Annotated in this window: 24 protein-coding genes and 1 riboswitch; of the genes, 11 read left to right on the top strand and 13 right to left on the bottom strand. The window is 66.8% G+C overall.

Translation table 11 applies throughout. The features are described from left to right. Nucleotides 1-11: 11 nt before the first annotated feature. The 3 genes from FBY36_RS19565 to FBY36_RS19555 form a co-directional block, all read right to left on the bottom strand. Nucleotides 12-2,531, bottom strand: coding sequence for an HAD-IC family P-type ATPase (locus FBY36_RS19565; protein WP_142122118.1), 2,520 nt, complete (start codon nt 2,529-2,531; stop codon nt 12-14). Nucleotides 2,532-2,553: 22 nt separating this feature from the next. Then, nucleotides 2,554-3,420: a universal stress protein gene (locus FBY36_RS19560; protein ID WP_142122116.1), complete on the bottom strand. Its 867-nt coding sequence runs from the start codon at nt 3,418-3,420 to the stop codon at nt 2,554-2,556. Between the two features lie 69 nt (nt 3,421-3,489). Then, on the bottom strand, nt 3,490-3,948 hold the full coding sequence (locus FBY36_RS19555; protein ID WP_142122114.1) for a pyridoxamine 5'-phosphate oxidase family protein: 459 nt from the start codon (nt 3,946-3,948) through the stop codon (nt 3,490-3,492). Nucleotides 3,949-4,155: 207 nt separating this feature from the next. Here FBY36_RS19555 and FBY36_RS19550 point away from each other — a divergent pair, with 207 nt between their 5' ends. After that, on the top strand, nt 4,156-5,838 hold the full coding sequence (locus FBY36_RS19550) for a GAF domain-containing sensor histidine kinase (protein WP_142122112.1): 1,683 nt from the start codon (nt 4,156-4,158) through the stop codon (nt 5,836-5,838). A gap of 26 nt (nt 5,839-5,864) precedes the next feature. Here the strand turns inward: FBY36_RS19550 and FBY36_RS19545 are convergent, their stop codons facing one another. Further along, nucleotides 5,865-6,539, bottom strand: a complete 675-nt coding sequence (locus FBY36_RS19545) for a response regulator (RefSeq protein ID WP_142122110.1) — start codon at nt 6,537-6,539, stop codon at nt 5,865-5,867. A gap of 277 nt (nt 6,540-6,816) precedes the next feature. Between FBY36_RS19545 and FBY36_RS19540 the strand changes: the two genes are divergently transcribed. After that, nucleotides 6,817-7,296: a universal stress protein gene (locus tag FBY36_RS19540; RefSeq protein WP_142122108.1), complete on the top strand. Its 480-nt coding sequence runs from the start codon at nt 6,817-6,819 to the stop codon at nt 7,294-7,296. 61 nt (nt 7,297-7,357) lie between these two features. Here FBY36_RS19540 and FBY36_RS19535 read toward each other — a convergent pair whose 3' ends face one another. From FBY36_RS19535 to FBY36_RS19500, 8 genes are all read right to left on the bottom strand, one after another. Continuing rightward, on the bottom strand, nt 7,358-7,882 hold the full coding sequence (locus tag FBY36_RS19535) for a hemerythrin domain-containing protein (RefSeq protein ID WP_142122106.1): 525 nt from the start codon (nt 7,880-7,882) through the stop codon (nt 7,358-7,360). Then, nucleotides 7,879-8,208, bottom strand: coding sequence for a DUF3040 domain-containing protein (locus tag FBY36_RS19530; protein WP_235008904.1), 330 nt, complete (start codon nt 8,206-8,208; stop codon nt 7,879-7,881). Before FBY36_RS19530 ends, FBY36_RS19535 begins: the two co-directional genes overlap by 4 nt. A 27-nt stretch (nt 8,209-8,235) precedes the next feature. Next, nucleotides 8,236-8,472: an SHOCT domain-containing protein gene (locus tag FBY36_RS19525; protein WP_235008903.1), complete on the bottom strand. Its 237-nt coding sequence runs from the start codon at nt 8,470-8,472 to the stop codon at nt 8,236-8,238. Between the two features lie 141 nt (nt 8,473-8,613). Then, on the bottom strand, nt 8,614-11,430 hold the full coding sequence (locus tag FBY36_RS19520; protein ID WP_235008902.1) for an HAD-IC family P-type ATPase: 2,817 nt from the start codon (nt 11,428-11,430) through the stop codon (nt 8,614-8,616). A 12-nt stretch (nt 11,431-11,442) separates the two neighbouring features. Continuing rightward, nucleotides 11,443-12,465 carry a polysaccharide deacetylase family protein gene (locus FBY36_RS19515; RefSeq protein ID WP_142122100.1) on the bottom strand — a complete coding sequence of 341 codons (1,023 nt, stop codon included), beginning with the start codon at nt 12,463-12,465 and terminating at the stop codon, nt 11,443-11,445. 42 nt (nt 12,466-12,507) lie between these two features. Beyond that, entirely contained in the window at nt 12,508-12,975 is a 468-nt protein-coding gene (locus FBY36_RS19510; protein WP_142122098.1) for a universal stress protein, read from the bottom strand. Between the two features lie 96 nt (nt 12,976-13,071). Next, on the bottom strand, nt 13,072-14,760 hold the full coding sequence (locus FBY36_RS19505; RefSeq protein ID WP_142122096.1) for a DUF4389 domain-containing protein: 1,689 nt from the start codon (nt 14,758-14,760) through the stop codon (nt 13,072-13,074). A 61-nt stretch (nt 14,761-14,821) separates the two neighbouring features. Next, a complete protein-coding gene (locus FBY36_RS19500) occupies nt 14,822-15,688 on the bottom strand; it encodes a universal stress protein (protein ID WP_142122094.1) in 867 nt (288 codons plus the stop codon). A 301-nt stretch (nt 15,689-15,989) separates the two neighbouring features. Between FBY36_RS19500 and FBY36_RS19495 the strand changes: the two genes are divergently transcribed. From FBY36_RS19495 to FBY36_RS19480, 4 genes are read left to right on the top strand one after another with little or no spacing between them, the layout of a single operon-like run. Continuing rightward, nucleotides 15,990-16,421, top strand: coding sequence for a hypothetical protein (locus FBY36_RS19495; protein WP_142122092.1), 432 nt, complete (start codon nt 15,990-15,992; stop codon nt 16,419-16,421). A gap of 42 nt (nt 16,422-16,463) precedes the next feature. Then, a complete protein-coding gene (locus FBY36_RS19490) occupies nt 16,464-16,988 on the top strand; it encodes a mycothiol transferase (protein WP_142122721.1) in 525 nt (174 codons plus the stop codon). Then, nucleotides 16,981-17,928, top strand: coding sequence for a ribonuclease Z (locus tag FBY36_RS19485; protein WP_142122090.1), 948 nt, complete (start codon nt 16,981-16,983; stop codon nt 17,926-17,928). Before FBY36_RS19490 ends, FBY36_RS19485 begins: the two co-directional genes overlap by 8 nt. After that, entirely contained in the window at nt 17,912-19,378 is a 1,467-nt protein-coding gene (locus FBY36_RS19480; RefSeq protein WP_142122088.1) for a protein adenylyltransferase SelO, read from the top strand. The genes FBY36_RS19485 and FBY36_RS19480 overlap by 17 nt, the downstream gene beginning before the upstream one ends. Nucleotides 19,379-19,481: 103 nt before the next feature. Here FBY36_RS19480 and FBY36_RS19475 read toward each other — a convergent pair whose 3' ends face one another. Beyond that, complete coding sequence (locus FBY36_RS19475) at nt 19,482-20,321, bottom strand: C40 family peptidase (protein WP_142122086.1); 840 nt, start codon at nt 20,319-20,321, stop codon at nt 19,482-19,484. 3 nt (nt 20,322-20,324) lie between these two features. Further along, a riboswitch (cyclic di-AMP (ydaO/yuaA leader) is annotated at nt 20,325-20,492 on the bottom strand. Between the two features lie 258 nt (nt 20,493-20,750). On the opposite strand from FBY36_RS19475, the gene FBY36_RS20945 reads away from it, so the two are divergent. From FBY36_RS20945 to FBY36_RS19455, 5 genes are all read left to right on the top strand, one after another. Then, complete coding sequence (locus FBY36_RS20945) at nt 20,751-21,161, top strand: hypothetical protein (protein ID WP_235008901.1); 411 nt, start codon at nt 20,751-20,753, stop codon at nt 21,159-21,161. A gap of 378 nt (nt 21,162-21,539) precedes the next feature. Then, nucleotides 21,540-22,031: a hypothetical protein gene (locus tag FBY36_RS20940; protein WP_235008900.1), complete on the top strand. Its 492-nt coding sequence runs from the start codon at nt 21,540-21,542 to the stop codon at nt 22,029-22,031. 21 nt (nt 22,032-22,052) lie between these two features. Next, nucleotides 22,053-22,412: a TraR/DksA family transcriptional regulator gene (locus FBY36_RS19465; protein WP_142122084.1), complete on the top strand. Its 360-nt coding sequence runs from the start codon at nt 22,053-22,055 to the stop codon at nt 22,410-22,412. Nucleotides 22,413-22,417: 5 nt separating this feature from the next. Beyond that, on the top strand, nt 22,418-22,945 hold the full coding sequence (locus FBY36_RS19460) for a DNA alkylation repair protein (protein ID WP_442858254.1): 528 nt from the start codon (nt 22,418-22,420) through the stop codon (nt 22,943-22,945). A gap of 31 nt (nt 22,946-22,976) precedes the next feature. Continuing rightward, nucleotides 22,977-23,423, top strand: coding sequence for a DUF1810 domain-containing protein (locus FBY36_RS19455; RefSeq protein WP_142122080.1), 447 nt, complete (start codon nt 22,977-22,979; stop codon nt 23,421-23,423). Nucleotides 23,424-23,430 lie beyond the last annotated feature (7 nt).

The following is a 23,430-nucleotide window of genomic DNA, read 5'->3' as shown; positions in this document are numbered from 1 at the left end:
TTGCCTCCTGCTCATCTGGATGCCGGACCATCGCTTTGCCCGGCAATTCCACCATCGCCTTCCCCTGGATCCGGTTCCAGAGTCAAAGGTCCCAGTCCGGGTTCGCCCGATGAGGCCGGCGGCCGGTGGGTCAAGCGGCCCACCAGTTCGATGGCCCCGCACCCGGCCGCGGCTGCTGCAACGGACACACCCAGCAGGCCGGCGGGAGGCCACTCCACCCGGAAAAAATCCTGCGTCAAAGGAACGGTGAACAACAGGACCAGTCCCGCGTACATCCCGGCAAGGATCAACGCCTTTACCCGGTTGAGGGGCCGTGACGCCATCACCAGGATCCATGCGGCCACCAGTCCCAGGGTCATGGTGGCCGCAGACTGCGCGGACTGAAGGGTGTGCCCGCCCCACAACTGCCCATACGCGCTGACCGCCAGGACACACAGGGCGGTGATGATGCCGGACGGGACCGCGAAGGCGAGGGAACGCCGCAGGAACCCGGGGGCATAACGCTGGCCACCGGGCTGCAGGGCCAGGAAAAACGCCGGCAGGCCGATGGTCAGTCCATCCAGTGCGGAGAGCTGGCGCGGCAGGAACGGAAAGGCCAGCAACAGAATGCCGGTGACCACCGAGATGACCGTGGCATAGACAGTCTTGCTCAGGAAGACCAGGGAGACGCGTTCGATGTTGCTGATGGCCCGGCGGCCCTCGTCAACCACGGTCGGCAGCCTTTCGAAGCGCCCGTCCAGGAGGACCAGGCGGGCCACGGCCTTGGTTGCGGGTGATGCCGAATCCATGGCGATGCCCAGGTCCGCCTCCTTGAGCGCCAGGACATCGTTCACTCCGTCCCCCGTCATGGCCACGGTGTGACCCCGCCGTTTCAGCGCCTGGATCAGGTCCCGCTTCTGGGACGGCGTCACACTTCCAAAGAGGCTGTGGGACTCCACCGTTTCCTCCAGCAGGACCGGATCTTCGGGAAGCACCCTGCTGTCATAGGCAACTCCGCCTCCAAAGCCCACTTCCCGGGCAAGGGCTGTTACGGTCCGGGGATCGTCACCGGAAATGATCTTGACGGTGACCCCTTGCCGGCGGAAGTAGTCGAGCGTCGCGGCGGCGTCACCCCGAATGCTCTCGCGGAAGGTCAGCAGCAGGACCGGCACCAGCCCGGGAGGCAGGCCTGCCTCTGCGGCATCCGGCGGCATTGGTGCCGGCAGGTGCGCCAGGACCAGCGTCCGGAGGCCGCTGGAGGCGAGGGCTGCCGCCTTTCCGTGTGCATCGGCACAGCCGGGGGAGGCGAGTACGGAATCGGGAGCTCCGAGGATCCAGGCGCCGGAAGCAGCGGATTCCGGCGCGAACGTCACCGAACTCCACTTCCGTGCAGAGGAAAAAGGAACTGACCCATCCTCCCGGAGGGGTTCCTGCACGGGGAAGGCCGCCCCGATCGCCGCGGCGGTACTGCTGGCATCCGCGTGGGCACCGAACCATTCCAGCGCCTGCCGCCACCCGGCCGTGCGCGCGGTTCCGACGTCGTGGATGGCATCGAATACGATGGCGCCGGAGGACAGGGTGCCGGTCTTATCCAGGCAGAGGACATCCACCCGCGCCAGTACTTCCACGGCAGCGAGTTCCTGGATCAGGACCTTCCGGCGGGCAAGGCGGAGGCCGCCCACGGCAAAAGCCACGCTGGTCATCAGCAGCAGGCCAAGCGGAATCATCGCCATGATTCCCGCCACGGCTCCCACGACGGCCGGTATCCACCGTCCCGATCCCATGGCGCCGGCCCATCCGCCCTGGTCCTGCATCTGGGCATTCGTGAGCAGCAGGGCGGTTGGCAGGAGCAGCCAGGTGATCACGGTGAACACCTTCTCCAGGCCCCTGCGGATTTCGGATGTGACCAAGGAGAAGCGCCGCGCCTCGGCTGCCAGCCGGTACGCGAAGGTCTCCGGCCCCACCCGGAGCACGGCGGCCCGGCCGTTGCCTGCGAGGATCAGCGATCCGGACAGCAGCACCGCGCCGCCCTGTTTGGGCACGGGCTCGGATTCGCCCGTCAGCAGGGACTCATCCACCTCAAGCCCGCCTCCGTCGAGAAGCACCAGATCCGCCATGACCTGGTCTCCGGCATTGAGCACCACGAGGTCGTCCGGAACCAGGTCCTCCGAGGAGATGAGCTCCCTGGCCCCGTTCCTGATCACGGTGTTCCTGGCCGCCTGCAGGATGGCCAGCCGGTCAAGGGAAAGCTTGGCCCGGTACTCCTGGACGATGCCGATCAGCGAATTGCTGACAGCGGACAGGCCGAAAAGCGCGTCACGCCACTGGCCAAGGACCAGCAGCAGGATGAAACACCCTCCCACCACGCCATTGAACAGCGTGAACACGTTCGCCTGGACAATTTCGCCCACGCTCCGGCTGGTTGCCGTGGGCACGCTGTTGATGCGGCCCGCCGCCATCCGCCCGCGCACTTCGGCGCTGGAGAGCCCCTCCCGGGCATGGCCGAAGTCCATGCCCGGGACTGATGCGTCGTTTTCCCCGGTTATTGACATCCGGCCAGGCAGCCCGCCCCGGTCAGTCCTGGTGCTGCTGCTTGTGCAGGCGGGTGATGACGGTGGGGCACGGGGGCTGGGTCAGGACCGCATGTGCCGTGGATCCCAGGACGAACCTTTCAAATCCACCCTTTCCACGGCTGCCCAGGACCAGCAGCCGCGACCCCGCGGCGGCACGGATCAGGGCGTCCGCCGGCTCCAGGACGGTTTCCATCACGGTGTTGACCACAAGATCCGGGTAGTCCTGCCGGAGGCCCGCCTCGGTTTCGGACAGCACGATCTGCTCTTCCTCCACTACATGGGTGGCAAAGCTGCTCTGCGGGAGGCCTGCCGCGATCCATCGGCTGGGGCCGGTGAAGGCGTAAAGGACGGTGAGTTCCTCCCCGAGCGCGTCAGCTTCGGCGGCGGCAAAGGCCACCGCCTGGGTGGATTCCCGTGATCCATCCACGCCCACCACAATGCCGCGGCCAGGTTCCTGGCCGTCCCCAACAACCGCCACCGGACACTCGGCCGTGGCTGCTGCCTGGAGGGCACGGTCAGTCAGGGCACCACGCGTGTGGCCGCTGGTGCCAAGGACAAGCATGGAAGCATTCCTGGAATAGTCACCCAGCGCCGCACCCACACCTCCTTCGAGCAGTTGGAGGGTAACCTGCAGGCCCGGTTCGGCAGCGGTGGCCTTTTCGCCGGCCTCCTTCAACAGGGCCAGTCCCGACTCACGAAGGATCTCGAGGTAGGGCAGGACTTCGGCTGCCATCCAACGGTCGTCCACAACATTCACGACGGCGAGGGGACACTTCAGCCTGTTGGCCCGGGCTGCCGCCCACAACAGGGCGGCGTTTGACGCCGAGGTATCAGTGATGCCGACGGCGATTGGCTTGGCAGGTGCCATGGGAGTCCATCCTTTGGGGTACGTGGAAAGGGTTGTGGGCGGTGCCATGCGGCGGTTTCCAGCGTTGGCCTAACCGGCGGCGGGTTCCCGGGGCGGCCACCAATGGGTGGGCGCCGCAATCACGAACTTCCGGCCGCTGATGTCCTCCGGCGTAAACCGCAGCAGGACGTTCTTCCGGCCCGGCTGCCAGGGGGACAGGCCCGCCTCCATCGCGTCCCGTGTTTCCTCTTCGTCGGACACCACCAGCGCGTGCCCTTTGAGGATGACGCTCCAGGCGATAGTGCCGTACTGGTTCATTCCGTCAGCCTCAACCGTGACGGCTTTCCGGTCCGTCAGGGAGGCAAGCTTTGTGCCTTCGCCGGTACGGATGAGCAGGGTGCCGTTGCTGGGAACGAAATTCACGGGGTAGTTTTCCAAGGCCTCCCCGTCAGTGAAGGCGATCCTGCAGATGGACGTGGAGCGAAGGTATTTCCAGCAATCGTGGACGCCGAGTTCTTTGATTTCCGGTTCTGCCGCTGCTGTATTCATGGCCGTAGCCTAGGGCCGGGAATTGTCCGCCGATAGGGAAGAAGGTCCCGCCGGCTGTTGACGAGCCCTTTTACAATGATCCCAGGACATGTCTTCATGCTCAGGTGAAGACGGACTTGTGGGCGGGGGCAGGCACTTCCGTTCCGGACACTTGGATAGCGACACGGACCTGCAGCGCCGCAGGTTCCCTGCCGCAGGAGGTGGAACGTGAGCACTGAGGATCCCTGGCGGCCGCCGAAGCGGGACAGCGCCGAAGATCCGCTGCGGGACTTCACCGCCCGGGGCGATGAGCTGCTGGATACCCAGGAGCGCATTAATGGCCTGCTGGCCGCAGTGGTGGCCCTCGCCGAGGACCTGAGCCTGGAGGCCGTGCTGGACCGCCTTGTCCGGTCTGCCTGCACCCTGGTTGGCGCACGGTACGGCGCTTTGGGCGTAATCGGTGAGGACCGGACCCTGAGCCACTTCATCACGGTTGGCATCGACGACGAAGGGATCCATTCCATCGGCGACCTGCCCACGGGGCACGGCGTCCTGGGCCTGCTCATCCGCGAGCCAAGGCCCCTGCGGCTCCACGACCTCGGGCGGCACCCCATTGCCTCCGGCTTCCCCGCGAACCACCCGCCCATGAGGACCTTCCTGGGCGTCCCCGTCCGTGTCCGCGACGAGGTGTTCGGCAACCTCTACCTGACGGAAAAGCAGGGTGGCGAGGATTTCACCACCGACGATGAGGAACTTGCCGTTGCCCTGGCAGCCGCGGCCGGTGTCGCCATCCAGAACGCCCGCCTTTTTGAAGACAGCAACCGCAGGCAGAAATGGCTGGAGGCAGGCATGGAGCTGAGCAGCCGGTTGATCATGGCGCCGCATCCGGGGAACCCGGACATTCTCGACCTTGTTGCCGACACCGCCTTGAAGGTATCGGACTCGGCGCTTGCAGTGGTGGCTGTGCCGGCCGCTGACGGTACGCTTCGCTGCCGTTCATGCCTTGGTGTGCAAGGTCTTCAGGCAGGCCAGGAGTTGATGGCCTCAGGTGCGGTGTCCGGCGTTATTGCCGACGGCGGGTCTTTCGTTGCCAGGGACCCGCGGCAGGTGTTCGACGACGAGGTGGCAGGGAAGCTGGGCTCTGTCCTCGTCTGTTCGCTGGGGCACGCCGGCAGCGGGAACGGCGTCCTCCTGCTGGCACGTGCGCAGGGAGCGGCGGTCTTCACCCAGTCTGAGGCAGAGTCCGGTGCCATCTTTGGGAGCCGGATCGGCCTGGCCCTGGACCTGGCGCACGTGAACGCCCTGCGGGAACAGAATCTCCTCATCAGTGACCGGGAAAGGATTGCCCGGGACCTGCACGACCTGGTGATCCAACGCCTGTTCGCTGCCGGCCTGAGCATCCAGAGCCTGCGCCGCTACACAATGGACCCTGTGGCGCATGAACGCATTGCCGCTGTGACCACAGAGCTCGACGACACCATCCGCAAGCTGCGGGATACCATCTACTCCCTTCGTACCGCCGACGAGGAACGGGAACCGCTGACGGGCCAGATCCTGCGCGCAGTCCGGGAGAATTCCCGCAGTTACGCCACAACTCCCAAGGTTTCCCTGAACGGAGCGGTGGACTCGATCCGGGAGGACGTCGCGGTCCATCTGTTGTCCGTGCTTTCGGAGGGCCTCAGCAATGCGCTGCGGCATTCCGGCGCTGAGGACATTGAGGTCCTGGTTGACGTGGGCGGCGACCAGGTCCAGCTCCTCATCAGCGACAATGGCCGCGGCTTTGCCGAGCCTTCCCGCCTCAGCGGTCTGGCGAACATGCGCCACCGCGCGGAATTGTTGAAGGGCAGCTGCATCATCGAGAGCGTGCCGGGTGCCGGCACGTCCGTAACGTGGTCCGCACGGCTCGCTTGATGGGTAGGCCAGGCGGTGCCGGGTTGTCAGGCAGTGTCCGTTGCGCTTTTGGTGACATAGACGGCGGCCTGCGTCCGGCGCTCGAAGCCCAGTTTGGCCAGGATGGACGACACATAGTTCTTGACCGTCTTTTCGGCCAGGAACAGCTCATCGCCGATCTGCCGGTTGGTCAGCCCCTGGCCGATCAGCGCCAGCACCTTCTTCTCCTGCGCGCTCAGGCCCTCCAACCGGGGATCGGTGGGTACCGTGGAAAGCCCGGTGATGATCTGCTGCTCGACTCCCGGCTCAAACAGGGATTCGCCCGCAGCCGCTTTGCGGATCCCCGCCAGGAGGTCATCGCTCCTGATCTGTTTCAGGATGTATCCGGAGGCGCCGGCCAGGACTGCGCCGCGGAGGGCCTGTTCGTCGTCGTAACTGGTAAGGATCAGGCAGCGCAGGCGGGGATCGAGGGAACGCACATCCCGGCACACCTCAATGCCCGTGCCGTCGGGAAGCCTTCCGTCCAGGATGGCGATGTCCGGGTGCAGGGCCGGAATCCGGCGGGTGGCCTCGGCCGCGGATCCGCTTTCGCCCACAACCAGGAACCCTTCGCCCTCCAGCAGGTCCTTCAGTCCCTGCCGGACCAGTTCGTGGTCATCGAGGATGAACACGCGGACCTGACCGGACGATCCTGCTGCTTCATCAGACCCAGCTTCATGCATGTGCACAGAACGCTCCCCAAATCTCCAGGACTCAAAACCCGCATCAGTGCGGGGCGGCCCCCGAGGGCCTGACCCCATTGTTCCCCAGCGGCCGTCATGCCGGGAAGGGACCTAAGTCCGCCGGTGGGTGGCACTGTGGCAGGCGGAGTCCCTGTGCTGTTCCCGTCATGACTTTTGGCCCTACCCCCGGCCCCCGGTTCTGCGCGATTCTGGGACGACGCCCGCAGGAGGGAACCCCTGCACGGGAACGTGGCAAACAACAGTGAATGGAGCAGGCATGAGTGCCCCTGGACCGCATCCCCGGATCATCGTTGCGGTGGATGGATCCGACGCCTCCATCGCCGCGCTCCGGGTAGCCCGGGCCATGGCGGAGCCCCTGTCTGCGACGGTGGAGGCATGGGCCTGCTGGGACGTGCCTGCCGGCTATGGGGTGTACCTCGCGGTAGGTATCGAGGGGTTCAAATTTGCCGCCCATGAGGTACTCCAGCAGGCGTTGGCGGACGCCTTCGAGGAGCTGCCGCCCTTTGTGCACGCCCGGCTGGTGCGGGGTAAACCAGGCCCGCTGCTGATTGACGCGAGCCGTAACGCGTCCCTGCTGATCGTGGGCAGGAGGGGACACGGGAGCTTCATTCTTGGCTCGGTGAGCTCTGCGTGCGTAAGCCATGCCCACTGTCCCGTGCTGGTGGTGCACGCCCCCGAGGAGACGGACGCAGGCCATCCCGACGGGAGGCAGTCACAGGCATCTACAGCGCCTTGACCGGCACCAGGCGCGCTGGCAGATCAACCCGGCACGCCGCCGTCGTACCAGTACCTGGGAATCAGTGGCTGTGGTGACCCTGCCCAAGATGGTGGGCGGCGCCCTCTCCCACCAGTTCGTGGAGTCCTTCAACCGCCCGGGCAAGCGACAGCTCCGTAGAATCGATGACGAAGGGCATCAAGAGCCGGTTTTCCTTGTCCAGGTGCAGGGCGAAAATCCGCTGGATAGCACCGGCGGCCACTGCGGCAGCAACGCCGTCGGCCGTCCTGAGCTCCTCGACCAGGCCCACTATCACCTGGTGCTCGGCCAGCATTCCGTCCACCAGCAGCCTGGCCTCCGGCATGGCGTGCGGACCGCTGTAGAGGGGACCTTCCTCTGCCAGGGCGTGCGGCACCAGCTGCCTGTCGCACCAGTCCAGCAGCGCGGCCCGCGTTTCCTGCCCGGCGGCGGGGTCCCGTGCCTCCACGGCCTCGGTCAGCAGTCCCGCCAGCGCGTTCAACTGCCGCAGCATGTCCGCATGGTGGGCTTCAACGGCCTGCAGCGCGTGAGCCTCGGCCGTGGCGTCCTTACCTGGTCCAGCGTTCATTCGTTGTTGCCTTCCATTTGGGTGACCTGCCGCTTCGTGGTCCGGGGCGACCAGCGCAGGTCCTTGACGGCCCAGTACCCTGCACCGTTCATGATGGCGAACCCCGCAATGCCCAGCCAGGGAACACGGACCACCAGGCCAAGCAGCAGGACGCAGATTCCTGCCGCGACAAGGAGCAACCCGCGCCAGAACCGGGCCCGCTGGGACAGCGCAAAGGCATCCCGGCCAAGCAGGGCGGCGAAGCCGGGGTCCTCCTCAGCCAGTCCATGGCCGATCTGTTCGAGTTCGCGTTTTTCAAATTCAGAGAGCGGCACAGCTGCACCCACTGTCCATTGCCTGCGGGGAGCCGGACGTCAGCTACCCGGGTGGCCGCGCAGGACAGCCAGCCTGTTCTGGTATTCCGCGACGTCGATCTCGCCGCGCGCGAAGCGCTCGGCCAGTACGTCCTCTGCCTTTCGGGGCGACGGGGGCTGGGGTGCATTCAGGGAGGGCGCCCGCAGGGAACGGGCCAGCAGGACAATGCCGGTGATGATTGCTCCCCAGACCACCACCATGCTGATGCTCATCAGGACATAGCCCCAAAGGCCCATTCCGCCATTCCAGCCGTACACTTCACGACCTCCGGTCAAATGGAGGCGGACGCCAACCGTCCGCCTTCCACTTTCAGTATGGGATGCTCCCGGTGGCCGGGGGCAGAGCCATTAGTCCCGTCCCGGGACGGGTGTCAGGCACTAGAAACCACGGCGCCTCAGACGTTTGTCCACGGCGACGGCCAGGGAGGCAAGCAGGGCGAGGCCAAGGATCCGCAGCCAGGCCTCCCCGCTGATAGGGGCGGTGTGGAAGAGACCGTTCATCAGCGGTGCGTAGGTCAGGGCTGCTTGGCCGGCGGCCTGGACCGCGACGCCGACAAGGAGCCAGCGGTTGCTGAACGGGCTGATCCGCCAGGCCGGCCGGGTCAGGGACCGGCAGCTGAAGAGGTAAGCGACTTCCACGGCCACGAAAAGGTTGACGGCGGACGTGCGGGCCTGGGCAACGGATGCGCCAACGGCCAGTTCGTGTTCGAACAGCCACCAGGCTCCTGCGACCAGCAGCGCCGAAACGAGGAGGATCCGCACGGTCAGGGCCCACGTCAGGAGGGGCCGGCCCGGCGGCCGGGGCGGACGGGACATCAACCCCGGTTCCTTCGGCTCAAAGGCGAGCATCAGTCCAAGGGCCACGGCGGTGGTCATGTTGATCCACAGGATCTGGGTGGGCAGGATGGGCAGCGTTGCCCCCAGCAGGATGGCCACGAGGATTACCAGCCCCTCGGCCATGTTGGTGGGCAGCGTCCACACGATGAATTTGGTCAGGTTGTCGAAGACGTTCCGGCCCTCTTCAACCGCGGCCTCAATGGTGGCAAAGTCATCATCGGTCAGGACGATGTCCGATGCCTCCTTGGCCACTTCCGTTCCGGTCCGCCCCATGGCGATGCCCACATTCGCCTGCCGAAGGGCAGGGGCGTCGTTGACGCCGTCCCCCGTCATGGCGGCCACGTGTCCACGGGACTGGAGGGCCCCGATAAGGCGGAGTTTCTGTTCCGGCGAAACCCGGGCGAAAACTGTTGCCCGCTCCACCGCGCCGGCAAACTGATCTGCCGGAATGGCGTCCAGCTCCATGCCTGTCAGGGCCGTCCCGGTGTCACGGTCGGCGGCCAGGCCCACCGCTGCCGCCACCGTCACCGCGGTCCGCACATGGTCTCCGGTGATCATCTTCACCGCCACGCCCGCGCGCTGGCAAGCCTTCACGGAAGCTGCGGCCGCTTCCCGCGGTGGATCGTGCATGGCCTGGAGCCCCGTCAAGGTCATCCGGCCCCGCAATTCGATCCCGGCAAGAGGCCGGCTCTCGGCGGGAAGGCGCATCATGGCGGTGGCCAGGACCCGCAGTCCGCTGTCTGCGAGCGCGTGCGCGGCATTGAGCGCGGCATGCCTGCGGACGGGTCTGTTGGCGCCGTGCGTGTCCATTTCATGGGAGCAGAGGTCAAGGATCCGTTCCACAGCACCTTTGACCAACACCAGGCCGCCCCCTTCCGGGAGCGTGGAACCATGCAGGGTGGCCATGAACTGCCGCTCCGACGTGAACGGCAGTTCCTGCTGCCGCGGATTGGCGGCCAGGAAGCCGGCAACGTCCATCCCGCCTTTCCCTGCCGCCACCAGCATCGCGGCCTCGGTGGGGTCACCCCGCACCTGCCAGGTGGATCCCTCCCTGTGCACCTTGGCGTCGTTGCATGCTGCACCGCCCAGAAGGGACCACTGCAGCGCTGCATCCCCGTCCGCCGGATGCTCCGGCGCGGCCGTCACATGCTGGTCGGTGCCGCCGGGATGCCGGGATGCCGACGGGGTGATGCCTCCCGCAGGTCCGTAGCCTGAACCAGTCACGTCATAGGTGCCCGAGGGCGTCCAGAGTGCCCGGACTGTCATCTGGTTCTCAGTGAAGGTGCCCGTCTTGTCAGAACAGATCACCGTGGTGCTGCCCAGCGTTTCCACCACCGGCAGCCGGCGGACCACGGCCCGGCGGCGCGCCATGCGGCGGACGCCAATGGCAAGCGTCACCGTGACGGCGGCGGGGAGGCCTTCCGGAATGGCTCCGACGGCCAGCGCGACGGCGGCAGTAAACATTTGCCCCGGCGGCTCACCATGTGCGAGGCCGGCGAGGAAGGCCACGGCGGCGAGGGCAAGGATGGCTATGGTGAGGGTCGAGCTGAAGCGTGCCAGTTTCAGGGTCAGCGGCGTGGCCACCGGCCGGACCGCCCCCATAAGGCGGTGGATTTCGCCAAGTTCGGTTTCGCCGCCGATGGCGACGACGATGCCCGCTCCGGTGCCTGCGGTCACCAGGGTACCGCTGTACAGCATGTTCCTCCGGTCTGCCACCGGCGTGACCTGCGGCAGTATTACCTCGTCCTTGGACACGGGGTCCGATTCCCCCGTGAGCGCGGATTCGTCCACGCGCAAGGCGGACAGCCGCACCAGGCGCAGGTCAGCCGGCACCTTGTCGCCTGCCTCCAGCAGCACAAGGTCCCCGGGGACCAGGTCCTCGGAGGGAACCTGCCGCCGTTCGCCGCTGCGCGTGACCGCGGCATGTGTGCGGACCAGCGAATGCAGTGCGTCCAGGGCCGCGTCTGCCCGGACTTCCTGGATGAAGCCGATCGCCGTGTTGACCAGGACCACCGCGAGGATGACGCCCGCGTCCAGGAATTCGCCAAGGAACACGGTCACGGCGGCCGCGGCCAGCAGGACATAGACCAGCGGGTTGTTGAATTGCCGTCCCAGCTTGCGGGCAATGCCCCCGCCCTTGGACCGGGGAAGCTCGTTCGGGCCGAACTGGGCGCGCCGGCGCGCTACCTCTTCCTGGCCCAGGCCCCGTGCTGCATCCGTTTCCAGCAGCAGGACCACTTCATGGACGGGGAGTCCATGGTGTGCCGGATCAGGGGCATTCTCCGGCCGGCGCCGCGTGGCGGGTTCCGGCCGCCGGGGACGCACTTCCCCGCCCCGGGAGGGCCTGGTCTTCGCCATGGTGCCGGGTTTTCAGTGCCCCAGCAGGGCGTCGAGGGTGGCGAAGCCGTACCCGGCGGCCGCAATGCGGTCGATGACCTGGGGGAGGGCGTCGGCGTCGAGGGTGGTGCCGTCATCCGGGTTGGACCCGATGTGCATGAGGATGATCTCGCCCGGCTGCAGCCCCGCTTGGACGCGGTCGGCCACTGACTGGAGGCTGGCACCTCCACTGGTGCCTTTCCAGCCCAAAGTGTCAACGGTCCACCTGACTGCCACGTAGCCCAGCGAGTTCACCGCCGCGATGGTTCGGGCGTCCCGTTCGCCGTAGGGGAAGCGGAACAGCGGCCTCGGATCAGCCCCTGCTGCGAGGATTGTCTGCTCGGCGCCCCGCACCTGTTGGGTGATCTGCTCGTTGCCCAGTCCGGTAAAGCCGGGATGGGTCATGGAATGGTTCGCCACCCGGTGCCCGGCGGCCACGATGCGTGCCACGGACTGCGGATTGTTGGCAGCCCAGTTGCCGGTCAGGAAAAAGGTGCCGGCAACGCCTTTGGCGGAGAGCGTGGACAGGATACTGGGCAGTCCCGCAGCGTTGGCACCGGCATCGAACGTGAGGGCAACCACACGCCCCGCCCCGGGGATGACGGTCAGGTCCTGGCCGCGGAGGGAGTCCGGAAACGGCGCCGGCTGCGGGGGAGCGGCGGGCTCCTCCGGCGGCGTGGGTTCGGCCGGAGCCTGCGTGGGCTGCGGTCCGGGAACGGGAGGGACCGTGATGGGCGGCTCCACCGGTATCTGGCCGGCTTCAGGCGTCTCCGTTTCCTGTGGGCCCTGCTGGCCGGAAGGCGAAACGGCCGGGACCGTGGGGCTGGACGGGCTGGGAAGTGCGGACTGGCTGGGAAGTCCGGAAGACGGCGCCGGTGAGGCGGACGGCGCAGCCGACGGCGGACCGGCCGTGAGGGCCGGCAGCAACAGGGCCAGGGCGATGGCAAGGACCACCAGGGCGGCGGCGAGCGCTATGGCGAGCGTCCGCCGTCGTGCTTCACTGAGCGGCAATGCCATCACCCGCCCTGGACGTCAGTAGCTTTCCCCGCCGCCGGCTGGTCAGGAACCCTCGGCGGCGTGGGCCCCGCCCTCGGGAGTGTGGACCACCAGCACGGGGCAGTGGGCGTGGGCCACGACGGCTGAGCTGACGGAGCCCAGGAGCAGTCCGCCGAATCCGCCGTGCCCGCGGCGCCCCACCACGATCATGTCGGCATCGCGGCTTGCGTCGATCAGCACCTCGCGGGGATGGCCCCTGACAAGGCTTGCGGTGGCATTGGCCGGCAGTTCGGCACCGAAGGCCTGTTCCATTGCCTCGTCCAGGATCTTCTTCGCGCCCTCCTCGAAGCCTTCAATGCCCATCATGACGTAGCCGGAGTACACCTGCGGGTACTCCCAGCAGGCGATGGCCTGGACCTTGGCGCCGAGGGGAGTGGCAAACCGCTGGGCCTGGCGGAGCGCCTCCAGGGAAGGCTCCGATCCGTCGACGCCTACCACGATCCTGGCAATTGGTGCCCCGGCAATGCTCATGTCTGCTCCCTCGTCCGGCCCTCGCTGTCACGCCCATCATGCCCGCAGCCCCGCGGCGGGGCTAGGGCCGAAGGTCATGGCGCGCCGGCGGGCGGTTCACCGCGCGCCGGCGGGCGGTTCACCGGCGGACGGCGGGGCCTGGGGTGCTGCCGCGGCGGGAGCCACCGCTTCGGGCCACTCAGGTTCGAGGGGCCCCTGGTCAAGCCGGAACGGTGGATATTCGTCCCGCATCAGCGCGGTGTACACCAGGACCCGGTAGATCCAGCGGTCAACGCCAAGGATGAAATCAAACAGCGGGCGCTGGTAGCGGCCGGTGAACAGCAGGATCACTGCCGCGATCAGGACCAGCAGCCCCAGCAGGGACGGGCCCGCACTCTGTTCATAGGTTGTTCCAAAGTAGTTGTTGTCTGCGCGCCACCGCCAGGCAGTGTTGGTGAACGCGGCCACTACGAGCAGGTGCGGGATCGCCAGGAGCCACCATTTCACCAGGACCAGGCCCCGGGACAACCGCTCCGGGTAGTCCACCTCGAAGTCAGCCGGGTAATTGGTGCGCTTGAGGGTGAACGGCGGGTAGAGGTCAGTGCCAACGGCGGCGTAGGCGTAGAAGGCCACCCGCCAGTTCCACCGCATGACGCCGACATTGAAGTCGAACAGGGCTCTCGGATACCGGCCGGTGAACAGGATGGCGAAGCCCGCCACGATGGTGGTGATGACAAACGCGAACCAGAGGAAGAAGAGAAGGATGAAATGCGGGATAGCCAGGAACCACTTGACCAGCCACATCCACCGGGACAGGCCGGGATCGATGGCGCCGAACAGCCGTGCTGGGTAGCTGCGGCGGTCTTCGGCCGGGGTGAACGGTTGCGGCGGGAGCGCCCCCGGTGCTGCCGGTGCGGCCTGCGCCCCTGGTTGGCCCCACGGCGCCGGTGCTGGTCCCTGTCCTCCTGATACTTGCCCTCCTGATACTTGCCCAGCCGGCACCTGGGCCCCCGGCACTTGGCCTGGCCCGGCCACCCCCGGTCCTGACATCGCCGGCGCCGGCATCCCCGGCCCTGCCATTCCGGGCCCTGCCATCCCTGGTCCTCCGGCTGATGGCCCGCCGGTCGGCCGCGCGGCATGCCTGCCCAGTCCCATAGCGCCGAAGATGATGAGGGGAATACCGATCACCAGGGCGATGAGCCCGCCCACCAGCAGGCCGGTGGCTGCCGGCCGGATCAGGTCCGAACGGAAGCCGGCCTGCGCCTGGACGTCGATGCCGGAGGAGGCATCGGCATTCATCACTACTACTTCCCATGTGCCCGGGGTGATGTTCCAGGTGAGCTCCTGCTCCCCGGGGCCTGACACGGATGCGGTCCAAAAGCGCTGGTCAGCTGGTGGTGATGCGGGGTTTCCACCCGGAACGTCGCGGTATTCGGCGCGGAAGGGCCGCTGGCGGATGTTGAGCAGCTCCGAGTGGTGCACACCTGACAGGTACTGTTCGACGTCGGCCTGCGGGCCGATGCCGATGAACACCGGTTTGTCGGGGCTCACTGAATTAACCCGCAGGCGCAGGGTGCCGATGTCGAAGGGAAGCCTGCCGGGAACATCCTCGCCAATGGCATCGGCCCGTGGAGAGGTAAGGGCAAAGGAATTGACGGAAAAACGCGATGTGCCGGAGGTCAGGAAGCCGTCCCCCTGGATGGATCCCACCGCCGACGCCACGGCTCCTCCCGCCAGCGCAGCCAGCCCCGGAATGGTGATCAGGATCCCGAGGACCAGCATGATGATGGCGGCGGGCTTCTTCATAATGTGGACCTTTCCTGGCGGATATGTGGAACGGGGAGAACGACCGGCAGGCGGTCCAGGCCTAGATGGTGCCCTGGACGGCGTCAGTCCGCGTGATGATCGTGGGGCAGGGAAGGTGCTTGAGCACGCCATGTGCGGTGGAACCGAGCAGCAGCCGCTTGAAGGCGCCCCTGCCGCGGCTGCCCACCACCAGCAGCCGTGCTCCGGCCGCGGCCTCTACAAGGGCGTCCACCGCGCCCTTGTCGCTTTCGAGCCGCTGGTGCACGGTCAGGTCCGGGTAGTCTTCCTTGAGCCCGGCAACGGTTTCAGAAAGCACAACCCGTTCCTCGTCCACGATGAGGTCCGCGAGCACAGCCGGCGTCAGGCCGGCGTCGATGACGGGATCGGGCGCATTGACGGCATAGACGACAGTAAGTTCGTCGCCATCGCGGTCTGCTTCGGCGGCGGCAAAGGCGACAGCCTGCGTGGCTTCGGCGGATCCGTCCACGCCTACCACCACACCGGACCGGCCTTCCAGGTCCTGGGTCCCGATAACGGCGACGGGGACCTTGGCTGCGGTGGCCACCTGGAGTGCACGGTCCGCGAGGGCGCCGCCGAGGTGGCCGCTGCCTGAGCCGATGACCATCATCGAGGTCTTCTTCGAATACTTGGCCAGCTGCCCGCCCACACTTCCGGTGAGCAGTAGCGTGGCCGGGGTAACCGGCACGCTTCCTTCGAGCCGGCCCGCGGCGGTTTTGAGCAGTTCCTCACCGGCCTGCTGGAGTGTTCCAAACCAAGGGTAAGGTTCGGCAACCCACCGGTCGTCGACCACGTGGACGATCACCAGCGGCAGGCCTGCGTGGTGGGCGCGGCGCGCTGCCCAGAGGATCGCAGCCTGGCTTTGCGCTGAATCGTTGGTGCCCACAGCGATGGGTTTCCGGGATGTCATGGCGGCACTTCCTGCTCATCGTGAACTGGTCTTCCTGCCGTTCCAGACTGGCCCCGCCGCCACCGGCACTCTAGGGCCAAAAGTCACGGAAGCGCTGTTCAGCGCCCCCTGCTTGCCCCGGGCACCCCATCGATTGCTCCGTACGTGTCGTTTTGGGGCCTGAAAACGACATCTACGGAGCAATCGATGGATGATTTAGGGGGCTGGGGTGAGGTGCCCTGGAGCGTCGAAGGTTCACAGGCGGCACAGTTCCTCAGTATGCTTACTATTGTCCGCCGGACTTGAAGAGAAAGGCACCATAATGACTGAACAGAACCTCCCCGACGACGAGCTGGAAGTTGTGCAGGAAGACGACATACTTCTCGACGAAACCCCGGGCGCGGCGTCGTCACTGGAGCTCGACCCTGTCATGGGGGAACCGGACAGCTACCCCGGGGCAGCCGAAAACAACCCGGACCGCTGGCAGGAAGACCCGTTGCTGCAGGACGAGGCAGTCTCGGGCGAAGAGCAGGACTTCCTGAGCGACCAGACGCTGCGCGACGAAAGTGCCCAGGCGCGGTACCGCTCGGGCGATGAGCAGGTGCCGCCGGACACTCCCACCCTGGGTGAAGCAGCGGCCGACGTCGATTTCGGCGAAAACCCCACAGGCCTGGAAGCAGACGCCAGCGACGATGAGGAAAACTTCGGCGGCTCACCCCTGAGCCAGTTTGAGCCCGACGACCTGGAACGCTAGCAAGGCCGGACCTGCCGGCCCGGGCCCACGGGGAGGAGAATGATGCAATCCAAGGAACTGCTGCTGGAAGCCTTCGGCCGTCTCCCCGGCCTCGTGGGCCAGGTACTTGACGGGCTGGATGAGGGGCAGCTGCAGCGCCGCCCCGAAGGTCACGGCAATTCCATCGCTTGGCTGGTTTGGCACATCGGCCGGGTGGAAGATGCACAGGTTGCCGCCGCTTCGGGACTGGAGCAGGTTTGGACGGCAGAGGGATTCGTTGCCCGCTTTGGCCTCCCGCTGGCGGACAGCGACACGGGCTACGGCCATTCCAGCAGACAGGTGGACGCCGTTCGCGCATCCCGGGAACTGCTGCAGGAGTACTACGAAGCCGTCCACCGGCAGACGGCAAAGGTGGTGGAAGGAATCAATGATTCCGACCTGGACCGCGTGGTTGACCGGCATTGGGATCCGCCCGTCACCCTCGGGGTGCGGCTGGTCAGTATCCTGGGCGACTGCCTCCAGCACGCCGGCCAGGCCGCTTACGCCAAAGGGCTGCACGGCCCATCGGCGGACAACGGCGGTGCGTGAACTCGTGGTGCTGGGCACCGCATCACAGGTCCCCACCCGGACCAGGAACCACAACGGCTACCTGCTGCGCTGGGACGGCGAAGGACTGCTTTTCGATCCCGGCGAGGGCACCCAGCGCCAAATGATTCATGCCGGAGCAGCGGCAAGCAGCATCACCAGGATTTGCCTCACCCACGTGCACGGGGACCATTGCTTCGGCCTGCCCGGAGTCCTCTCCAGGATGGCCCTGGACGGGGTGCGGCACCCGGTCCACCTGCATTATCCGGCGTCCGGCGGCGATGTGGTCCAGGCCCTGGTGGCCGTCAGCTCTCCCGGCATCGACCTGCGGCTGCACCCGCACTCCGGCGCCGGACCCGTGGCGGAAGGCCTTGAGGTCCGGCCCCTGAAGCACCGCATCGAGACGTACGGTTATCTGCTCACCGAGCCCGAAGGCCGCACCTTTCTGCCGGAACGGCTCCGGGCGGCGGGCATCGAAGGGCCCGACGTCCGCCGGCTCCAGCGGCAGGGGGTCCTGGGGACAGCCCGGATGGAGGACGTGAGCATTCCCAGGCCGGGCCAGCGGTTTGCCTTCATCATGGACACCGCACCGTGTCCCGGTGCAGAAGAATTGGCAGCGGGCACGGACCTGCTGGTCACGGAGTCCACGTTTAGTGACGACGACGCCGGCCTGGCCCGGCAATACCTGCACCTGACCGCCGGGCAGGCCGGCGAACTGGCGGCGTCTGGGAAGGCCCGGACGCTGGTGCTCACGCATTTTTCAGCACGGTACGGCAACAACGTCTCCCACCTCGCGGAGCAGGCAAGGGCCCGGGCTCCGGAAACCACGGTCATTGCCGCTGAGGACCTGCAGCGCATTGCCGTTCCCCATCGGCGGCAACAGATCCGGGAAGCGGCAGGCGAAACTACGGCGATAGGGTTAAACCATGACGGCATCAGCTGAATCCACGGTCACTTTTGACGGCCGTTTCGCACGGGAACTGGCCGAACTCGCCGTTCCCTGGCATGCCGAGGAAGCACCCAGTCCCGAGCTTCTGGTCCTGAACGACAAGCTCGCACGGGACCTGGGCCTCGATCCGCAGTACCTCCGCAGCAGCGAAGGGCTACGGCTCCTGGTGGGCAATTACATACCCGCTGGCGCCACTCCGGTGGCCCAGGCATATGCAGGGCACCAGTTCGGCGGTTACTCACCCCTGCTCGGTGACGGACGTGCGCTGCTGCTGGGGGAGGTCACGGACCAAAGCGGCCGCCTCCTGGACGTCCATCTCAAAGGCTCGGGACGCACGCCTTTCGCCCGCGCCGGGGACGGCCGTGCCGTCGTCGGGCCCATGCTCCGTGAATATGTGGTCAGTGAGGCCATGCACGCCCTGGACATTCCCACCACCCGCTCGCTCGCCGTGGTGGCAACCGGCCGGCAGGTCCGGCGCGACGGCATGCTGCCCGGTGCCGTCCTGGCACGGGTGGCAAGCAGCCACCTGCGCGTTGGCAGCTTCCAGTACGCGCGCGCCACGGAAAACCTGGACCTCCTGAAGCGGCTGGCGGACCATGCCATCAGCAGGCACTATCCGCACGCTGCCGAAGCCGAAAACCCCTACCTTGCGTTGTTCAGCTCCGTCGTCTCCGCCCAGGCAGAACTGGTGGCCCGGTGGATGCTGGTGGGATTCGTGCACGGTGTGATGAATACGGACAACATGACCATCTCAGGGGAAACCATCGATTACGGCCCGTGCGCGTTCATGGACGCGTTCAATCCCGCCGCCGTCTACAGTTCCATCGACGTCAGCGGACGCTACGCCTATGCCAACCAGCCAGTGCTTGCCGAATGGAACCTTGCCCGGCTCGCCGAGGCGATGCTGCCGCTCATCGACGAGGACCAGGAAAAGGCGGTTGCCCCGGCCGTGGAAGTGCTCGGCGGGTTCCGCGGACAGTACAGCAAGGCGTGGTCCGGCGGTATGAAACGCAAGCTGGGCCTGGGAAGCGGCGCGGAAAGCGGCGAGGACTCCTCAGCCCTGGTGGACGATGCCATCGCCATCCTGAAGGACGGCCCGGTGGACTACACCTTGTTCTTCCGTAACCTGGGCAAGGCCGCCCGGGGCGACCTCCGTCCCGTCCGCGGCATGGTCCTTGACCTGGCCGCGTTCGACGCCTGGGCGGAGCGGTGGCAGGCCATGGAACCCGATGCGGAACTGATGGACAGCGTGAACCCGGTCTACATTCCCCGGAACCACCTGGTTGAGGAAGCCCTCTCAGCTGCCACCGAAGGAAACCTCGCGCCCCTGCAGCAGCTGCTCGAGGCCATCGGTGCCCCCTTTACCGAACGTCCCGGGCTGGAACGCTACGCCGAGGGTGCCCCTGAAGAATTCGGCAACTACATGACCTTCTGCGGGACCTGACGGCTCGTGCCAGTGGGAAAACGACAGGAGGGCGGCGGCCGGGAATACCCGGCTGCCACCCTCCTGTTGTGACTGGCTTCGCTGCCGCGAAGCGCCGCGGAGACTAGGCTACGCGGACTGCGGAGTAGCCGCCGAGCCAGCTGATGGAGTGGACTTCAGTGCTGTAGCCGTTGACGCCGCCACTGACAACCTGGCCGTCGCCGGCGTAAACGCCAACGTGGCCGGAGGTGATGATCAGGTCACCGGGGGCGGGGGCGCTGACAACGGTTCCGTACTGGAAGAACTGGGTGGGGGCCAGGTCTCCGACGGACTTGCCGACGGAGCGCAGGGCCTTTTCAACCATTGCGGTGCAGTCCTGGCCCACGCCAACCTGGCTGTAAGCCGATGCCAGGATCGCAGCGCCGGTTCCCGTGCCGGTGGAGGCCAGCGGGGTGGCGGAGGCGTAGGACATGTTCATGCCGGTGTTCGCCGGTGCGGTTGCGGCCGCAGCCTGGACCGGAGCTGCGGCAGGGGCCGGAGCCGGTGCTGCGGTGTAGCCTGCGCCGGGGATCCGGATCTGGTCACCGGGGTAGATGATTGAGGACAGGCCCAGTCCGTTGGCGGACAGGACGTCGTTGAGGCTGACGCCGTAGGCGGCCGCGATGGCCCCGATGGTGTCGCCGGCTACGACGGTGTGGACGTTGCCTGCTGCGGCGGGTGCTGCTGCCGGGGCTGCAGGTGCCGAGTACGCCTGGACGCTGGTGTTCTCAGTGGTATCCGGACCGGTGACACCTGCATGGGCCGGGGCTCCGACGCCGAATGCAATGCCTGACGCTGCAGCAACTGCGAGCGCCGGGCGGCCCAGCGAGCGGGCCTGGGACTTGGCGGTTACGGCGAGGCCCTCGAGCACAATGGAGCGGGCCGGAGTCGCGCGGTGACGGGCAGTAATGGAATTTTTTGACACGTTTGATCGCCTCTCCCATGCCTGCGGGGTGAGCTGTCGGGTTCGGGCTGGAGATGCCCGGCCGGTAGCGGCTCCGCAAGCGGAGCTCTACCGACTTAACCCCAAGGCCACAAGTGGCCGTGGAAACTTGGTTCCCCCGTCCCTGCCATCTGGAAACGGTGAATCCCATGATCAGCGGCAGGGCTCGGCATACTGATGGGAATGTCCCGTCTGAGAGGGACACTCAAAGACCATAACCCGCTCTCAGGGTCATTGTCACATTTGGATAACATACGAGGTTTTCCTCTCAATTCCGCAAACGTCTTGATGTACCTCGAATCTCAGGGCTGACCCCACAAGACAGGGAAACCGGCAAATGGCGCCGAAAGGGTAACAATGCGGCTACAGGCCACTGCTTCACCGCCGCACCCGGCTGTAGGCTGCGGAACTATGCCCCTGTTCGTTACAAAACGGCCGTTCCCGCTGTTCGCGGGCCTGATGGCTGTCGCCCTTGCCGGCGCCACCGCACTGCCGGCCGCAGCAGAGGTGGGGCCGCCCGGCGGATACCCCTCCTGGGCAGAGGTGCAGCAGGCACAATCGTCCGAAGCGGCAAAGGCCGCGGAGATCACCGCGATCAACGGGCTGCTCAGCGGTCTCCAGGAGCAGTCGGAGGCGGCCGGGGATGCGGCGGTTCGGGCTGCCGCCGACCACGCTGCGGCGGATGCGGAGCTTCAGGTGGCTGCCTCGAAGTTGGAGACGGTGTCTGCGCAGGCAGCCCGCGCAGACGACCAGCTGGCCCGGTGGCGCTCGATGCCCTGGGGACCAACAGCACCCAGGGGCTCAACGTGGTCAAGCTTGTAGGGGATAAGACTGCTGCGCTGGTGAATAAGGCGGCAGCGGCAGGAAAGGTTGCCGCTGCGCTCAGGGAACAGGAACAGCTTGCCAGGAGCGAGGGGGAACTCCTGGCCGGGGAGACGAAGGTTAAATCCGAGGCCGCCCGTTCCGCCCGGGACGCATTGAACCGCCAGGTGGCCGGGGAACAGCAGCACAGTGGCGAGCTGACTGCCCAGCTTGCCACCCTGAAGGGTACGACGGCGGCCCTTGAGGGGGAGTATCGCCAAGGCCAGGCAGCGCTGGCGGCCTACGAGGCGGCCCAGGCGGCCAAGCGCGCCGCCGGGGAGGAGCAGGCCCGCCGCCAGGCAGCCGCTGCCGCCCAGCAGCCCGCCGCCCCAGCTGCCATTGGCGCTAATCCCGTCCAGGTGGATCCAACACCGGCAAATCCGGGACCGGTCGCACCCGCCAACAATCCAGCTCCTGCCGTTCCGGACGCCGCCGCCGCCACCGCCACCGCCACCGCCACCGGCGCCGGCCCTGCCAAGCCCGCCCGCCGTCGTCGTTCCTTCCGTTCCCGGTGGAGCTGTCAACGATCCGGCCGGGGCGAAAAGCTACGCGTCCGGACGCCTTGCTGCCTTCGGATGGGGCCAGGACCAATTCCTGTGCCTGGCCCGGCTGTGGACCAAGGAATCCAACTGGCTGACCACCGCCACCAACGCCTGGTCCGGAGCTTACGGGATTGCCCAGTCGCTGCCGCCGGGCAAGTATGCCAGCGCCGGCAGCGACTGGCTGACAAGCTACCGGACGCAGGTCGAATGGGGCCTTGGCTATATCCGTGACCGCTACGGTTCGCCCTGCGGGGCGTGGAACCATTCCATCGCCCTGAACTGGTACTGACTGACGCGCTAGGCTTTCCCCATGCCAGATTTCGAACGGTTCCGTCTGCTGCTCGAAGAGGAGCGGGCGCGGCGAGTGGCGCTGCTGCCGGCGCTGCGCGCAGACATCGCCGCGGCGAATTCGGCCCGCCAGGATTCGAACGTCGACGATGAACATGATCCGGAGGGCGCCACGATCGCCTTCGAACTTTCGCAGGCATCGGCGCTCCTGAAGCAAAGCTCGGCCGGCCTGGACCAGATCGAAGCGGCCCTGGCAAGGCTGGCCGGGGGAACCTACGGAACCTGCGCCGTCTGCGGGGAACCCATCGCTGAAGGAAGGCTGGAGGCACGCCCCTGGACCCCGTTTTGCATCCTGCACGCCTCCTTTGGGCGCGGACGGTGACGGGCATGGCGGACGTTGTGTCCGCTGCGGCGGATTTCGTTGACCGGACCCTGCAGAACGAGGGCGCCTGGTACCGCGCAGACGACGTCGGACACCGGCTGGGCGGCGTGCTGGACTCCTACGGTTCCTCCATAGGGGCCGTCCGCGGCACGGTCCGCGACGCCCTCCGCAAGTTCAAGGACCTGGACCACGATGGAACCGTGATGCTTGCCTCCGCCCTGTGGGGGCAGCCAAGGCCTGGATCCCGCCCCGTTTTCGAGCGCCGCCTTGCCGCCGTCGTGCTGCTGCAGTCAAAGGTGCGCCTGCTCAGGCATTCGGACCTGACCCGCCTGGAAGGCTTCCTTCGCTCAGCCCGGGCAGCGGACCTCACGGAGCCTCTGCTCTCCGATGTCCTCGTGCCGCTGCTGGCAGGGCTGGGGGAGCGTGACCGGCAGCGGGCCGGCGTGGTGCTGGCGCGGTGGCGGGAGGACGCGGACCCCGAACTGCGGGCGGCGGCCGGTGCCCTGTCAAAGGAAATTGACCCTGTAAATTGAACCTCTCAACAGGCCAAACAAGGAGATCCACATGAATGAGCCGTTTGACCTTGAGCGCTTTGTTGCCGCGCAGAACACCGGCGGAGCCTATGAGCAGGCGTTGGGGGAGCTGCAGGTCGGCAGGAAGTCCGGGCACTGGATGTGGTTCATATTCCCGCAGATTGCCGGGCTGGGGCAGAGCGCCATGTCGCGCAAATATGCCATTTCGTCACTGGCTGAAGCCCGGGCCTACCTTGACCACGAGGTGCTGGGACCTCGGCTGCTGGAGTGCTCTGTGGTCCTGGCCAACCACGCCGACCAGTCAGCCGAGGACATTTTTGGCGGCATCGACGCGAAGAAACTCCGCTCCTCCATGACACTGTTTCTCCGGGCGGCACCCGGAGAAACAGTGTTCAAGACGGTCCTTGCCCAGTTCTTCAACGGCGAGCCCGACCCCGCCACCGACGAGCTCCTGGCGGACCGGGACGCGGCCGGCTGACCGCGCC

The organism is Arthrobacter sp. SLBN-122, assembly GCF_006715165.1.
Taxonomy (GTDB): domain Bacteria; phylum Actinomycetota; class Actinomycetes; order Actinomycetales; family Micrococcaceae; genus Arthrobacter.
The sequence above is the reverse complement of the archived record's forward strand: the minus strand, read 5'-3'. Positions and strand labels throughout refer to the sequence as shown.